The sequence below is a fragment of the Aequorivita nionensis genome, assembly GCF_046352995.1.
In the GTDB taxonomy this organism is placed as follows: domain Bacteria; phylum Bacteroidota; class Bacteroidia; order Flavobacteriales; family Flavobacteriaceae; genus Aequorivita; species Aequorivita nionensis.
The window spans coordinates 2,648,523-2,663,977 of the sequence record NZ_CP130281.1; the positions used below are offsets into that span (position 1 = coordinate 2,648,523).

The 15,455-nt window shown below is 37.0% G+C and carries 15 protein-coding genes, 1 other RNA gene and 2 pseudogenes; 7 read left to right on the forward strand and 11 right to left on the reverse strand.

Going from position 1 to position 15,455, the window contains the following annotated elements:
- Window positions 1-2: 2 nt before the first annotated feature.
- Window positions 3-584, reverse strand: coding sequence for a tRNA-(ms[2]io[6]A)-hydroxylase (locus tag Q2U82_RS12115; RefSeq protein WP_068760345.1), 582 nt, complete (start codon window positions 582-584; stop codon window positions 3-5).
- Window positions 585-671: 87 nt separating this feature from the next.
- Window positions 672-2,489, reverse strand: coding sequence for a DNA polymerase III subunit gamma/tau (locus tag Q2U82_RS12120; RefSeq protein WP_410005129.1), 1,818 nt, complete (start codon window positions 2,487-2,489; stop codon window positions 672-674).
- Between the two features lie 91 nt (window positions 2,490-2,580).
- Here Q2U82_RS12120 and rnpB point away from each other — a divergent pair.
- Window positions 2,581-2,909: RNase P RNA component class A (gene rnpB / locus Q2U82_RS12125), an RNA gene on the forward strand.
- Window positions 2,910-2,916: 7 nt separating this feature from the next.
- On the opposite strand, the gene Q2U82_RS12130 is transcribed toward rnpB, so the two are convergent.
- The 4 genes from Q2U82_RS12130 to Q2U82_RS12145 are packed head-to-tail and all read right to left on the reverse strand — an operon-like array spanning window position 2,917 to window position 5,300.
- A complete protein-coding gene (locus Q2U82_RS12130; protein ID WP_410005130.1) occupies window positions 2,917-3,294 on the reverse strand; it encodes a hypothetical protein in 378 nt (125 codons plus the stop codon).
- An 11-nt stretch (window positions 3,295-3,305) separates the two neighbouring features.
- Window positions 3,306-3,839, reverse strand: a complete 534-nt coding sequence (locus Q2U82_RS12135) for an RsmD family RNA methyltransferase (protein ID WP_410005131.1) — start codon at window positions 3,837-3,839, stop codon at window positions 3,306-3,308.
- Window positions 3,839-4,660, reverse strand: coding sequence for a DUF3822 family protein (locus Q2U82_RS12140; protein WP_410005132.1), 822 nt, complete (start codon window positions 4,658-4,660; stop codon window positions 3,839-3,841). Before Q2U82_RS12140 ends, Q2U82_RS12135 begins: the two co-directional genes overlap by 1 nt.
- On the reverse strand, window positions 4,638-5,300 hold the full coding sequence (locus tag Q2U82_RS12145) for a hypothetical protein (RefSeq protein WP_410005133.1): 663 nt from the start codon (window positions 5,298-5,300) through the stop codon (window positions 4,638-4,640). The genes Q2U82_RS12140 and Q2U82_RS12145 overlap by 23 nt, the downstream gene beginning before the upstream one ends.
- Window positions 5,301-5,427: 127 nt before the next feature.
- Between Q2U82_RS12145 and Q2U82_RS12150 the strand changes: the two genes are divergently transcribed.
- The 6 genes and pseudogenes from Q2U82_RS12150 (at window position 5,428) to Q2U82_RS12175 (ending at window position 11,088) form a co-directional block, all read left to right on the forward strand.
- A complete protein-coding gene (locus Q2U82_RS12150; RefSeq protein WP_410007161.1) occupies window positions 5,428-6,849 on the forward strand; it encodes an ATP-dependent RecD-like DNA helicase in 1,422 nt (473 codons plus the stop codon).
- A 70-nt stretch (window positions 6,850-6,919) separates the two neighbouring features.
- Window positions 6,920-7,498 carry a DUF4126 domain-containing protein gene (locus tag Q2U82_RS12155; protein ID WP_410005134.1) on the forward strand — a complete coding sequence of 193 codons (579 nt, stop codon included), beginning with the start codon at window positions 6,920-6,922 and terminating at the stop codon, window positions 7,496-7,498.
- Between the two features lie 51 nt (window positions 7,499-7,549).
- Window positions 7,550-8,260: pseudogene (gene kdsB, locus Q2U82_RS12160) on the forward strand (3-deoxy-manno-octulosonate cytidylyltransferase); the annotation flags it as partial.
- A 66-nt stretch (window positions 8,261-8,326) separates the two neighbouring features.
- Window positions 8,327-9,364, forward strand: a pseudogene (locus tag Q2U82_RS12165) (iron-containing alcohol dehydrogenase family protein); the annotation flags it as partial.
- A gap of 20 nt (window positions 9,365-9,384) precedes the next feature.
- Window positions 9,385-9,921 (forward strand): 1-acyl-sn-glycerol-3-phosphate acyltransferase, encoded by a 537-nt coding sequence (locus Q2U82_RS12170; protein WP_410005135.1) that lies wholly within the window; start codon window positions 9,385-9,387, stop codon window positions 9,919-9,921.
- A gap of 138 nt (window positions 9,922-10,059) precedes the next feature.
- Complete coding sequence (locus tag Q2U82_RS12175; RefSeq protein WP_410005136.1) at window positions 10,060-11,088, forward strand: hypothetical protein; 1,029 nt, start codon at window positions 10,060-10,062, stop codon at window positions 11,086-11,088.
- A 73-nt stretch (window positions 11,089-11,161) separates the two neighbouring features.
- On the opposite strand, the gene Q2U82_RS12180 is transcribed toward Q2U82_RS12175, so the two are convergent.
- The 5 genes from Q2U82_RS12180 to gcvT form a co-directional block, all read right to left on the reverse strand.
- Window positions 11,162-11,884, reverse strand: a complete 723-nt coding sequence (locus Q2U82_RS12180) for a YebC/PmpR family DNA-binding transcriptional regulator (protein ID WP_068760328.1) — start codon at window positions 11,882-11,884, stop codon at window positions 11,162-11,164.
- A gap of 200 nt (window positions 11,885-12,084) precedes the next feature.
- Complete coding sequence (locus tag Q2U82_RS12185; protein ID WP_410005137.1) at window positions 12,085-12,366, reverse strand: 4a-hydroxytetrahydrobiopterin dehydratase; 282 nt, start codon at window positions 12,364-12,366, stop codon at window positions 12,085-12,087.
- Between the two features lie 10 nt (window positions 12,367-12,376).
- Window positions 12,377-13,234: a sugar nucleotide-binding protein gene (locus Q2U82_RS12190; protein ID WP_410005138.1), complete on the reverse strand. Its 858-nt coding sequence runs from the start codon at window positions 13,232-13,234 to the stop codon at window positions 12,377-12,379.
- 19 nt (window positions 13,235-13,253) lie between these two features.
- Window positions 13,254-14,168, reverse strand: coding sequence for a glutaminase (locus Q2U82_RS12195; protein WP_410005139.1), 915 nt, complete (start codon window positions 14,166-14,168; stop codon window positions 13,254-13,256).
- Window positions 14,168-15,250, reverse strand: a complete 1,083-nt coding sequence (gene gcvT / locus Q2U82_RS12200) for a glycine cleavage system aminomethyltransferase GcvT (RefSeq protein ID WP_410005140.1) — start codon at window positions 15,248-15,250, stop codon at window positions 14,168-14,170. The genes Q2U82_RS12195 and gcvT overlap by 1 nt, the downstream gene beginning before the upstream one ends.
- Between the last annotated feature and the right edge of the window lie 205 nt (window positions 15,251-15,455).

Genomic DNA, 15,455 nt, shown 5'->3' on the forward strand with positions numbered 1-15,455 from the left:
TGTTATCCGTGAATAGATTGGTGTTTACTGAGATCTTTCATTACTTCAGCTTCAAAAACAAGTAAGTCGTTCCATTTTTGGTCAACTTCTTTTCTATCGCCATATTGTCGCGCAAAACCGAGAAACATTGTGTAATGGTTTGCTTCGCTAACCATCAGTTTTCGGTAGAATTCTGCCAATTCTTTGTCTTCAAGTTCTTCGCTTAAAAGTCTGAATCGCTCGCAGCTTCGTGCTTCAATCAGAGCTGCATAAAGTAATCTGTGAACTAATTGCGTGGTTCGGCTTCCGCCTTTTGGAAAAAATTGAATAATCTGCATTACATATTCGTCTTTTCGGTCGCGACCCAAAACCCAACCGTTTTCAAGAATTTTGTCGTGCACCATTTTAAAATGGCTTATTTCTTCCTTTACCAAAGCAATCATTTCCTGAATCAAATCTGTATATTCCGGGAAGCTTACAATCAAAGAGACTGCAGTGGAAGCTGCTTTTTGTTCGCACCAAGCGTGATCGGTAAGAATGTCTTCTATGTTTTTTTCAACAATGTTTACCCAGCGCGGGTCTGTGGGAAGTTTTAAACCAAGCATAAAAATTGTTTCAAGTTCAAGGTTTCAGGTTTCAAGTTTTTCTTTAAAAGAATTCGGTCGTTGTGCAAGCCCGAAACGATTAAATAATTAAATATCCAAATCAAATTCCTTCCGCAATTTTTCAATCATCGGATTCATTTCCTTCATTTTTTCAAACTTTTCGCGTGTTGTGTAAGCGTAGCGCTTTTCGGTGGTTTCGTTTACTGTGATGTCTAAATCTATATCGTAATTCTGAAGCTTTTCACGTAAAAACCCAAGTAATTCATACTTGGCACGTTCCACTTCAGTTTTAATGGTTTGGTTTGGAAATTCAAGATGAATGATGGAGCCATCCAATTTTGGAACGCCCATTGTTAAATGTGAAAGCAGATTGTATTTTCCGTCGCTTTCAACGCTTGTGGTGTATTCCGTCCAAGCTGCCTGCATTTCTTCTTCAGAAAATTCATTTGAAGGAAGATTTTCAGCATCGGGTTGGTTTGCAACCATTTCCTGCTTTATTTCCTGCTTTTTTTGAATGCTTTTCAGGGAAAGTGCGGAAACTTTTTTGGCGTTTCTTTCAGCGAGAATCTGCGGGCGTTCAATTACTTTTTGTGGCTCGCTGCCATCTGGATTTTCTTCGGAATTATTATTTTCAGAAGGAATACTTACTTTGGAAAGTTCTTCCGAAGGTTCGCTGACATTGGTAATTTCTATTTCTTCGGAAAGTTCCTGAGCCTTTTCAACCTTTTCTATAGATTTAGGAACAATACTTCCCGCAGAAGTAATTTTTTCCGAAGTAAATTTTTCGCTTTTAAAATAGGAGGGAGGTATTACGAAACGTTCGTTGGAACTAGAGTTTTTTTTTTCGCCCTGAAAAGTTAGGGAAGCAAGTTGCATCAAGCAAAGTTCAACAAGTAGCCGTTGGTTTTGGCTGTTTTTATATTTTAGGTCGCAAGTGTTTGCAATGTCAATTCCATCAATCAAAAATTGTGTGCTTGTTTTTTGCGATTGTTCAAAATACATTGTTTTCACCTGTTCACCAACTTCCAAAAGATTAATGGTTTCCTGATTTTTGCAAACCAACAGATCGCGGAAGTGGGAGGCAAGCCCCATTATAAAATGGTGCCCATCAAAACCTTTTGAGAGAATATCGTTATAGGTAACCAAAACCTGCGGAATATTATTTTCCAAAAGCAAATCGGTTATTTGAAAATACCACGTATAATCAAGTACGTTCAAGTTTTCGGTAACTGCTTCGCGAGTAAGGTTTTTTCCGGCGAAACTAACAACTCTGTCAAAAATTGAAAGTGCGTCACGCAAAGCGCCGTCCGCTTTTTGGGCGATTATGTGAAGGGCGTCGTCTTCAGCTTCAATATTTTCTGCCTTTGCAACTTCAGCTAAATGGTCCTTTATATCGCGAACGCCAATACGCCTGAAATCGAAAATTTGGCAGCGTGAAAGTATGGTTGGAATTATTTTGTGCTTTTCGGTAGTTGCCAAAATGAAAATGGCATGTTTTGGCGGTTCTTCCAACGTTTTCAAAAATGCGTTGAAAGCCGCTGATGAAAGCATATGCACCTCATCAATAATATAAACCTTGTATTTTCCAACTTGTGGTGGGATTCGAACCTGATCAATCAAATTGCGAATATCGTCAACGGAATTGTTGGATGCGGCATCCAATTCGAAAATGTTGAAAGCGAAATCTTCGCCTTCCTTTTCATTCCCATCAGAATTTATTTTCTTGGCAAGAATTCTTGCACAGGTTGTTTTTCCAACGCCACGTGGACCCGTGAAAAGCAAAGCTTGGGCAAGATGGTTGTTTTCTATGGCGTTTTCCAAAGTATTGGTAATTGCCTGTTGCCCCACAACGTCTTTAAAAACGGCGGGGCGGTACTTTCGGGCTGATACAATGAAGTGTTCCATAGTGCGGAAACAAATATAAAGATGTACAACGGGTTTTAAAAAAATAGCTGTTCGTATTTTCCCATATTTATTAACATTGGAGTACTTTTGCGCAGCAGGCCGCCTTATCGCTGCCGAATTTAAATTCGGGAGAGGAAAGTCCGGACACCATAGGGAAGCATAGCGGCTAACGGCCGTCGTTCTCCTTCGCTTAAGCTTAGGAGGATAGGACAAGTGCAGCAGAAAGTATGTACAGGTAATGCTGTAGTGAAACCAGGTAAACTCTATGCGGTGAAATGCCACGTAAACCTGTGCTTGAGGGTACCCGCCCGATGCAGGAGGGTAGGCAGATTGAGCGTTTTGGTAACTTAACGCCTAGATAAATGATAAGGATCCATTATTTGATGGATACAGAACCCGGCTTATAGGCCTGCTTTTTTTTTCTTTCTTATTCACTCATTAAAGTAGCTATCCATTGTTGTGCTTCCTCTAAACTTATAAAAACCCCAAAGGGCCAATTGTAGAAGGTTTTTTCAAAATTTGCATTTTTAACACAGTTTTCCGTATAACAGACAATGGCAATTCCAACCATTTTAGGATAGCGAGAATTGTAAAGTTCGGGGCTTAGATTTATAGCATATTGGTATACACGATTATCAATATATCCAAAAATCCTATCGGAATAATATTCGGCAAAAACCTCGTGGAGAGCTGCAATATGCTCTAGTTCAATCAAAACTCCTTCTTTTACTGTGGCAATTACACAATGTTCAGAAAGGTCCATACGAACGAAATCTAAATCAATAGTTTTGTTTGAAAACGACAAGGTATTTTAATTTAATTAAAAAAACTGAATACGGAACTTCCGTATTTTCGAGCTTCTACAAAATGTGGAAGTGAGGAAAGATCATTTTGTTTTGCGTGTTCAATGATAAGCAATCCTTCGGGGTTCAACAAAGAATTTTCGAAAATTTTTTCCATTAGATCCTTTAAAGTTTCCGAAGTGAAGTCATACGGCGGATCTGCGAAAATAACATCATATTTTCCTGAGGCGTTTTCTAAATACTTTTTAACGTCAGACTTTATTGTTGTGATGGGAAATTCAAATTCTTCTGAAATTTTGTTTATATATTGTACACAACCAATGTGACCATCTACCGCTGTAATGTTTGGCACGCCACGCGAAGCAAATTCAAAACTAATGTTTCCGGTGCCACTGAAAAGATCCAATACTGTAATTTCGTCAAAATAATACCGAACACGTAAAATGTTGAAAAGCGCTTCTTTTGCAAAATCAGTCGTAGGCCGCACGGGAAGGTTTTTTGGTGCTGTTAGCCTTCTTCCTTTATATATACCCGAAATTATTCGCATTAGAGTGCGTTTTTTAAAATGAAATGATTGTGAGGCAGTTCATTGTTCAGACTTTTCATGCTGGATAAATTTGAATCTAAAAATTCAATGTTGCGGATATATGTATAGGCAATTTGGAAGTTTTCATCTTCCTTTTCAATTTCACCACAAAGTATTACAGGAAGGTTTTCGGGATTTAGATTTAACTGTTCCATACAGAAAAGTGTGTAATAGATAAAATCTTCTGGGGTTTTATAGGTGTAGCTATTACAAAGCTGAAGTTCGCCATTTTTTAAAACGATACAATCAAAATTATTTTTCTGAAAATGCAAATACATTTTCGGTAGTGTATATTTTTCCTTTTCCAAAATTGCTTTCAGCATAATGGTCGTGGAGTGATAATAGCTGAAAGAGCCATATTTATCAAAGAAAAAATTGTTAATGTTCATAAAAGGAACATAGACTACAACGATGTCATGGTTTTCAATTATATCGTGTGCCATATAATCATTGGCCAAGATTTTTGAATTGAATTTTAAATACTCACTGGCTTTCGTTTCATCAAAAAGTAAGGTGGGGACCAAACTATAAACAGGTGTAGTGTAAACAACAGATACTTCTGAAAAGGCTTCGTTCAGTATATTGTTTTTGAACATAATAGCCTCAATGTCCATTAATAATTCTTCTGGAGTGGTGCTATGATCCAGTACTTTTTCAAGAAAAAAAACAACTTCTTCGCTTTCAGGGTTTGTTACCAAAAAAGAAAGCCCGTTCAAAGAAACTTGAACGGACAGTCTGTTATTTAAAGTATTTTGTATGTTATTTGTCTTTTGCAGAATCATAAAGTTTTGGCCAGTTTCCAGAAGTGTTTACTTCTTCTAATGAACCTACTTTAATATCTGGTCCATTAACACCATCTACAGACTGCACTTGCATTTCCTGTATTATAAGGTCTTTATCAAGATCTGACAATATTGTCTTTTTTGAAACTTTTGCTTCAAAAACGGAGTAGGAGGCATCATTTTTCACAATTTTTCCAGATTTAAGGTCAAATTTTGCGTTAACACCTTCCACCGGAATATTCATCATTGTTTTGTATCGGCCTGTAGTTCCGTAAAGTGAATCTTTAACGGGTGTGAAACCTAAAGTGTCAATTAATGATTCTTCAATAAAATAACCATCAGTGATTCCGAAAGCTTTGTTTTTAGCAACATCGGCATAACTTGTGTCACGTCTTTGTGTGATTGCAAATTTTGCAGTGTCTATGAAACTTACCAAACTATCCCAATCACCAGTAAAACTTCCTGTTATCTCTTTGTGTGCAAGTTCTGCGGCTTGAATGTCTTTTAAATTCTTAATTACTTTGACGTAGCGAGCTTCTTTAATTTTGTTGAATTCCACCGGGCCCATAACCGAGTTCCATAATTTCCAGCCCAAAAAGATGATGACAATCCAAAGAACAATCTGAATTACTAATTTCATTATTGATTTAATTTAAGTGTTGATTTACTAAAAGGTCTATCGCAAATCTACAATTTTTTTTTGTTCGTAAAAGTATATTCCGAAAAAATCATACCTATCTTTAAACCCTCATTGATAGTAGTGAATGATGAATGTATCAGAATTTTACGGTTTTTTAAAAAATGATTTCCCACATAACACCACCACCAAACAGGATATTGCACTTCAATTGTTGGCGAAATTTGTACTGAGCACGAACAAAAATGAAACCTTTTTACTGAAAGGATATGCCGGAACCGGAAAAACCACGATTGTTGGTTCTTTGGTGAAAAATCTGGGAAAAGTAAAAAAGCGTTCAATCCTTTTGGCGCCTACGGGAAGGGCTGCAAAGGTTATCAGTAATTATTCAAACAAGCAGGCGTTTACAATTCACAAAAAAATATATTTTCCGAAGGTTGAAAAAGGAGCTGTTTCCTTCACTCTTCAGGAAAATAAACACAGAGATACTATTTTTATAGTTGACGAGGCCTCAATGATTCCAGATATTAACCAAGAATCCAAACTTTTTGGAAACGGCTCTCTCTTGGATGATTTGATGCAATATGTTTACAGCGGCAATAATTGCAAACTACTATTGATAGGTGATTCGGCACAGTTGCCACCAGTACACCTTTCCATCAGCCCAGCACTGGACGCTAGAGTTTTGGAAAACCAATACAACAGGGAAGTAACCCTATTGGAACTGGACGAAGTGGTTCGGCAGCAAAAAGACAGCGGTATTTTGGAAAATGCTACCAGAATTAGGGAACGTCTGGACGATGAGCTATTTGAGGCATTTAAATTTTCTGGAGCCAATTTTCCCGATATTATCCGCCCAATAGATGGTCAGGAAATTATGGATGCAATAAACGATAGCTATTCCTCCTTGGGAAATGAAGATACAGTTATTATTGTACGTTCAAATAAGAGAGCTAATTTGTATAACCAAAGTATTCGAGAGCGGATATTGTTTCAGGAATCTGAACTATCGGCGGGCGATTATTTAATGGTGGTGAAAAACAATTATTTTTGGGTGGACAATGCCAGTGAGGCCGGTTTTATTGCCAATGGAGATATTATAGAGGTTTTGGAAATTTTCGCTTTTAAGGAATTGTACGGTTTCCGTTTTGCCGAAGTGAAAATCAGGATGGTTGATTATCCAAATATGAAACCTTTGGAAACTGTATTGCTCTTAAATACTTTAACATCTGAAAGTCCTTCCCTCACGTATGACGAATCAAACAATTTATATCAAGAAGTAATGAAGGATTATGCTTCTGAAAAATCCAAATACAAAAAGTTTTTGGCGGTGAAAAACAACAAATATTTCAATTCATTACAAGTGAAATTCAGCTACGCCATAACTTGCCATAAAAGTCAGGGAGGACAATGGAAAACCGTTTTTGTTGAACAGCCTTATCTTCCCAACGGAATAGACAAAGAATACCTTCGCTGGCTTTATACAGCGGTAACTCGCGCTCAGGAAAAATTATACTTGATAGGTTTTAAGGATGAATTTTTTGTAGATTAGTTCTTTAGTAGTCAGTAATTATTACACTGTGGTAGTTTTGATAAAATTTTTCTAAACTCATCAACTAATCATGGAAACTTTTGATATAATATTAAGCATATTTCTTGGCATCGGCCTTGCTGCGGCCGTTGGTTTCCGAGTTTTTCTACCATTGCTCATTCTAAGCTTGGCGGGTTTTTATGATGTTATTCCTTTAAACGAAAGTTGGCAGTGGGTTGGAAGCCTTACCGCGGTTATTACTATGGGAGTTGCTACTGTGATTGAAATTTTTGGCTACTATATTCCGTGGTTGGATAATTTACTAGACACAATTGCCCTGCCTTTAGCCACCTTAGCCGGAACAGCAGTAATGGTTGCAACGGTAACAGATTTGAGTCCGGTTGTAACTTGGGCTTTAGCCATAATTGCGGGTGGGGGAACTGCAGCGGCAATAAAAGGGAATACTTCTGCAGCTCGACTTACTTCCAGTACTACAACAGGAGGAATGGCAAATCCAGTTTTAACTACTGTAGAAACAGGCACTTCAATTGTTATGGCGGTAGCGTCCATCTTTATACCTATTATTGCTTTTGTCTTGGTTCTATTTCTTTTTTTCGTAATTTTTAGGTTTTATAAAAAGCTTCGAAAAAAACGATTGCCAAGAACTTAAACTTCTTATTTTTGAAATCATTTTAAAACCTTTGTCTTGAAAATAATAGCTATGATTCCCGCGCGTTACGGCGCATCTCGATTTCCAGGAAAATTAATGCAGGATTTAGGGGGAAAACCCGTGATAGTCAGAACTTACGAAGCCGCGAAAGCAACAAATCTTTTTGATGAAGTTTATGTAGTAACAGATAGCGATGTGATTTTTCAAGAAATTGAAATGAATGGCGGAAAAGCTATTATGAGCATAAAAGAACACGATTGCGGCAGCGATCGCATTGCCGAAGCTGTTGAAAATATGGATGTGGATATTGTTGTGAACGTGCAGGGCGACGAACCTTTCACAAACCGTGAAGGTTTGGAAAAAGTTTTGGCAGTTTTCAACGAACCCGATGCTGACAAAATTGACTTAGCCTCGCTGATGACCGAAATCCACGACTGGAAAGAGATAAGTGATCCCAATTGTGTGAAGGTAATCGTTGACAAAGACGATTTTGCACTCTACTTTTCACGCTCACCCATTCCTTACCCGCGCGATAAAAACGTGGCGATGCAGTATTATAAGCACAAAGGTATTTATGCGTTCAGAAAACAGGCCATTATGGATTTTTACCGCCTGCCAATGCGTTCTCTGGAAGCTGTGGAAAAAATAGAATGTATCCGTTATTTGGAATACGGAAAAAATATAAAAATGGCCATTTCAAACACTACCGGTGTAGAAATAGATACTCCCGAAGATCTTGCAAGAGCTAATAAGTTATTGAAAGAAAACAAACCAGATACCGTCAACAATAAGTTCAGAAACTTTCCGATGGTACCAAAAGTGGTTTTCGGGGAAGGCTGTTTTGATCAGCTTACCTCAATTCTTACTCCACAAAAAAAGGAAAAGGCACCTTTCATATTTTTAGTGGATGATATTTTTGAAAATAATACTGAATTTCTGGATAGAATTAACCTTCGTTTCAACGATAAATTAATTTTCATTTCAGCTGAAGAAGAACCAAAAACCTCACAGGTTGATGATTTGGTAAAAGACATTAAAACTGAATTCACTTACACACCCTCTGGAATTATAGGCATTGGCGGCGGTACCGTAATGGATTTGGCAAAAGCCGTTTCCATAATGTTGATTAACCAAGGAAGTGCCGCTGATTATCAGGGCTGGGATTTGGTAAAACACAAAGCGGTCTATCACGTGGGCATTCCAACTATTTCAGGCACAGGAGCCGAAGTTTCACGAACAACTGTTTTAACTGGTCCTGTACGAAAATTAGGCATCAACAGTGATTTTACACCTTTTGACCAAGTAATACTAGATCCGGAACTTACTAAAGGAGTTTCCAAAAACCAATGGTTTTTTACAGGAATGGATTGTTTTATTCATTGTGTGGAATCTTTGAATGGTACGTTTCTAAATGCTTTTAGCCAGAGTTATGGCGAAAAGGCTTACGATCTTTGTATGGAAATATTTTTGAGTGATACACTTTCTGAAGAAGAATCGCGCGCCAAACTTATGATGGCTTCTTGGCATGGTGGCATGAGTATTGCCTATTCACAAGTTGGAGTTGCGCACGCTATGAGTTATGGGCTCGGTTATGTCTTGGGCACAAAACACGGTGTGGGCAACTGTATTGTTTTTCAATTTTTAGATGAGTTTTATCCAAAAGATGTCGCAATCTTCAAAAGAATGGTAGAAAAACACGGAGTTGAAATTCCACAAGGAATTTGTAAAAACCTTTCCGAAGAACAGATGGATACAATGATTACTGTGGCGTTAGGAATGGTTCCGCTTTGGGAAAATGCAATTGGCACTGATTGGGAAACAATAATAACACGCGAAAAACTGAAACATTTGTATCTAAAAATGTAGCTTCAGTATAAAAGCTGTTTATGGGAATTACAAAATTTATTTTTGAAAAAATGATGGGCTGGCAAATAGTAGGATCTTTTGATCCAGCTGTAAAAAAAGCCGTCATAATTGTAGTTCCACACACAAGTTGGCATGATTTCTATCTTGGGTTATTTACACGAAGAATTACAAAGACACAAATTAATTATATCGCCAAAAAGGAACTATTTCAGTGGCCTTTTGGTTGGTATTTCCGCTGGACAGGAGGTGCAAAGCTAGACCGAACGCCTGGGCAGAACAAGGTAGAAGCAATTGCTGAAATTTTTAAGAATAAAGAAGAATTCCGTTTAGCAATGGCACCTGAAGGCACGAGAAAAAAAGTAACAAATTGGAAAACAGGATTTTACTATATTGCTCTTGCGGCAAATGTTCCAATAATTTGTGTTCCTTTTGATTATAGCAAAAAGACAATAACTATTAATGAACCGTTTTATCCAACAGGAGATATTGATCTTGATACCGAAAAACTTCGTACTTATTTTAAAGGGGTTGTTGGTAAAAAAGCTGAATATTCATAATTTGAAGAAATCATTAAACAAGCTTTCATTGTTAAGAATCAATTGATTTTTAAAATTGTTTTGTTAAATAATAGTTAACCATCAAACATTCCTAATTTTAATTAAGTTTTCCTTTTATTTTTATAAAAAAAAATAGTTATGAAAAATATTAGATATTTAATATCCTTTATGGTCATTGCACCATTTTTTATTTCCTGTAGTATTGACGATGGCTCTGGAGGTGGATCTCAAATTCCTCCGACCATATTGGCAAACCTTTACGCAACTAGCAATACAACCAATACAATTACTTCATATGATATTACTACAAATGGTATTTTTATCCGCCCTATGGAAAGTAGTTCAAATGATAATGAAGGGATTTACTATGATGATGTTGCAGATGAGTTAACAGTTGTTTCCAGAGAACAAAAAGTAATAAATACCTATCGCAATATTAATGATACACCTTCCAATGGAGATTTAAGCCTTTTGGCATCTGGTGGTGTTTTGCTTAATAGTCCTCGAGATATTGCTGTAAAGGATAATTTTTATATTATTTCCGATAACGCAGATACAGATGGAAACCCTAATACAGATGATGGAACTTTTTTTATTTTCACAAAAGACACCAACGCCTATACGCTGCGCAATAAAGTAAAAGTGAATTATGCTGTTTGGGGTATAGAGCTAATTGGAAATGATCTTTACACCGTGGTTGATAAAACTTCTAATGTGGCTGTACTTAAAAATTTCATTTCAACATACACAACAGATGTTACTGCCACTCCAGACAAGCAAATTGTTATAGAGGGTATAACGCGAACCCACGGAATTACTCATGATGGTGGAACCGTAATTCTTACCGATATTGGAGATGCCCAAAGCGATACTGATGGAGGGTTTCATTTTATTGGAGATTTTGTGAATAGATTCAATGCTATTCCCGATGGCGGAACTTTAGCGCTCGCAGGAAACCAAATAAGAGTATCGGGCCCTTTGACCGAAATGGGAAATCCCGTGGCGGTTGAATATGACAATTCCAGTCAAACAATTTTTATTTCCGAACGCGCCAATGGAGGTGGAAAGGTTTTGTTTTTTGACCAAATTGGGGCAGGAGGAAACATAGGCCCCACTTTAAGTGCAGAGCTTCCTGGAGCATCTTCGCTTTATTTTGATAATAAATAAAGTAGGTTAATACTAAATAAAAAAAATGCCATCTGATTTATTTCAGATGGCATTTTTTAATATATAATAGATCTTATTCTTCCGAAGACTCCTCCATAGTATGATAGACGTTCTGAACGTCATCATCCTCTTCAATCTTCTCCAAAAGTTTTTCTACATCTGCAGCTTGCTCTTCAGAAAGTTTTTTTGTTACCTGGGGAATACGCTCAAAACCGGATGAAAGTATTTCAATTTTGTTTTCTTCCAAATAAGATTGGATGGAGCCGAAGCTTTCAAAAGGGGCGTAGATCATTATTCCATCCTCATCCTCAAAAATCTCGTCAACGCCGTGATCTATCAATTCCAATTCCAGTTCTTCAATATCCAAACCTTCTGGGTTTATTCTGAAATTACAAGTGTGATCAAACATAAACGAAACGGAACCTGAAGTTCCCATGCTACCATCACATTTGTTAAAATAACTGCGAATATTTGCAACGGTCCGGGTATTATTATCGGTAGCAGTTTCAATCAAAATAGCAATTCCGTGTGGCGCGTAACCTTCAAAAAGAACTTCCTTAAAATCACCCAAACTTTTGTCGCTTGCACGTTTTATGGCACGTTCCACGTTTTCTTTGGGCATATTTACAGCTTTCGCGTTTTGGATTACCGCGCGAAGTCTAGAGTTGGCGTCCGGATCTGGACCGCCTTCTTTCACGGCCATTACAATATCTTTACCAATACGCGTAAACGCTTTGGACATTGCAGACCAACGCTTCATTTTTCTTGCTTTCCTGAATTCAAAAGCTCTTCCCATAAATATTATCTATTTCTATTGTTATTATTTATTCTTTAAAGAATGGCTCAAATATAAAAAAATCCAAATCTCTGAGACAAATTCCAAATAACAAAAAAATAAATTCCAAATAAATATCAAGCCACAAAATTCAAACGATTTGGTGCTTGGCAGTTGATTAATGGAATTTATTTGTTATTTGGCATTTGTGTTTTGGAATTTCAACCAATAAGCTCATCAATAATCTTTGCCAGTTCAAAATCCTTTTCAGTAACTCCATCTGCATCGTGGGTTGAAAGATAAATTTCCAAAGAATTGTAAACATTGCTCCATTCGGGATGGTGTTGCAATTTTTCGGCTTCAAAGGCAATGCGGGTCATTGCTGAAAATGCTTCCTTAAAATCCTCAAATTCAAAAATGGTATGCAGGGCACCTTCGTAATAATCCCAACCTTCAAATTCCTTTAATTTTTCAATGATTTGTTTTTCTGATAAAGCTTTCATAGTATTTTTTTTATTTAATTGACATAATTTCTTCGTTTAGGCTACATTCTTCAATAACCTGTGAAACAGTAATTTGCTGAGAGTTAGGAAGTTTATTTTCCTTCGGAAGAATTGCGTTGTAGGTGTCTTCATTACTGCTAAAAACACTTTTAAAGATAGGCATTTTATCCCCCATTTTTGAAGTGATTTCCCGAAAAAGATCTTCGTGGTGCACCATATCGTTACTCGCCAAATGAAAAATTCCACGAAGTGATTGGTTTATTATGTAATGAATTTGTTGCGAAACTTTGTTAATTGTGGTTGCGGTAATAATCAAGTTTGGAAAAACCTCAAAATTGGCGTTGTGCCGAATACATTGTCTTAAATGTATAATTTCTGGGGAATTTATTCCCAAAACCATCGGTAATCTTAGGATTGTGGTTTGCTTCGGAATTGTTTCCAATAATAACTTTTCAACTGAAATCTTGAATTTCCCCAAAGCAGTTTCCGAAAGTGTTAAATCATTTTCATAGGACGGATGCCTAAATTTTCCATCAAAAACTTCTGAAGAAGAAATATACAAAACCGAGCAATAATCATTAATCAAAGCGTAATTTACAATTTGTTGATGCGCTTCAAATTGACATTTAAAATCTCCGCTTATTGCCGAAATTATAACCGTAGGTTGTATTTCATTTAACAATAAAAGCATTGAATCTTCTTCAACACAGAATTTATTGAAAATCTGGTTTTCGGAAAATGCCCCGTGTTGTCGGCAATACGTGCAATAAACTTCAAAATAGGAGAGAAGCTCTTTGTAGAGCGCATTTCCAATGAAACCGCTACCGCCCAAAATCAAAATCCGTTGCTTTTCTACTTTCTTTCGCATTAAAATCCGTTTCAAACTTTTAAAAAATGGACAATTTCGTTTTTGTGGTGAATTGTTCCAAAGCCTGCATTCCCAAATACGAATTTCCTTTTGGGTTCAATGCCGGAGCCCAAGTTGCAATGGTGAAACAATGTGGCAATAACGCCACAATTCCACCGCCAACGCCGCTTTTTCCTGGCAAACCTACTTCAAAAGCGAATTCGCCCGCTTCGTCATAAAAGCCACAGGTGAGCATAATTGCGTTGACTCGTTTCACTTGGCTTGAAGTTAAGTGCTGAATATCTTTCATACACTTGCCTTTGTTAGCGAAAACGAAAAAAGCATTGGTAAGTTGCCTGCAATCCATCATTATTGAGCATTGATGGAAATAAAAATCCAAAACGTCTTCAACCTTGTTGTTTAGATTTCCGTAGGCTTTCAAAAGATTGGCGGCAGCGTAATTGTTAAAACCTGTAATCCGCTCAGATTCCGCTATTTTTTCGTTGTAAGAAATGGTTTCATCGTGAGCCAATTCCCGAACAAAATTTAAAAAATCTTCTTTCGGGTTCTTTAAATTTGAAAGTAAAATATCAGCAATAACAATGGCTCCCGAATTAATCAACGGATTTCTGGGGATTCCGTTTTCAAGTTCCAAAAGCGAAAGATGGTTGAAAGGGTTTCCCGAAGGTTCCACGTCAACCCGCTCCAAAAGATCGTTTCCAACCAATTGAAAAGCTTTGGCAAGTGAGAGTACTTTTGAAATACTTTGGATTGAAAATTTTTCTGAAGCGTCGCCAACAGCGTAGTTTTCACCCGTAATCAATTGCAAATGAATTCCAAACTTATTTTTTGGGATATGGGCCAATTCTGGAATATAGCTCGCAACTTCCCCGTTATTTTCAACTTTTTTGAGTGACTCGTGAATTTCTTCTAAAATAATTTGGTAATCCTGCATTAACCTTTGTAAAATGGGGTTTTCACAACCGTTGCGGCAACGGGCTTGTTTCTAATTTGAATAAATATTTCGGTATCGGGAGCACTATTTTCAGTAGTTACATAACCCATTCCAATGCCTTTGTTTAATGAAGGCGCCATTGTACCACTGGTTACAATTCCGATGTTGTTACCTTCTTTATCAACAATTTCATAGTCGTGGCGGGGAATGCCGCGTTCTGTTAGTTCAAAACCTATTAATTTTCTTTTGACACCTTCTTCTTTTTGTTTTTTTAGATTTTCTGAATTTGTAAAATCCTTCGTGAATTTGGTAATCCAACCCAATCCAGCTTCCAAAGGCGAAGTAGTGTCGTTTATATCGTTTCCGTAAAGACAGAAACCCATTTCAAGGCGAAGTGTATCGCGGGCAGCCAAACCAATTGGTTTAATGCCGAAGCTTTTTCCGGCTTCCATTACTTTGTTCCAGACCTGTTCCACTTCGTTGTTTTTACAATAAATTTCAAAACCACCGCTTCCCGTATAACCAGTTGCGCTGATGATTACGTGTTCAATTCCAGCAAAATCAGCAACTTTAAAATGATAGAATTTTATAGCACTCAAATCTTCAGAAGTCAATGACTGCATAGCTTCAATGGCTTTTGGACCTTGAATTGCCAATAGCGAATAATCCTCGGAAAGATTTCGCATAGTTGCGCCAAAGGAATTATTTTTTGAAATCCAATCCCAATCTTTATCAATGTTTGAAGCATTTACTACCAATAAGTATTCTTCATCTTTTAGTTTGTAAACAATCAAATCGTCCACAATTCCGCCTGTTTCGTTTGGTAAGCAATTGTACTGCGCTTGCCCATCCACAAGTTTTGAAACATCGTTGCTGCATACTTTTTGAATCAAATCCAATGCTTTTGGACCTGTAATCAAGAATTCGCCCATATGGGAAACATCAAAAACGCCAACTGCTTTGCGAACGTTTTCGTGTTCAGCATTTACGCCTTCGTATGAAACTGGCATATTATAACCGGCAAATGGGACCATCTTGGCGCCCAATTGTTCGTGAATGTGGGAAAGAGCTGTATTTTTCATCTTTATGCCCGCGAAGGCGGGGATCTTTTAATTAATAACTTTAAATCTGATTTTTGGCAAATGTATTACAAACTATAAAAAAGAATGGGTTTGTGCAATTAATTTTTTTGACAAAAGGCTGCTAAAGAAAGCATAGTAATTTAATCTTTTGAAAGGTTTAATACTTTTTAAAACACTTGTAAATAAATGGTTATAAAATTGTAAA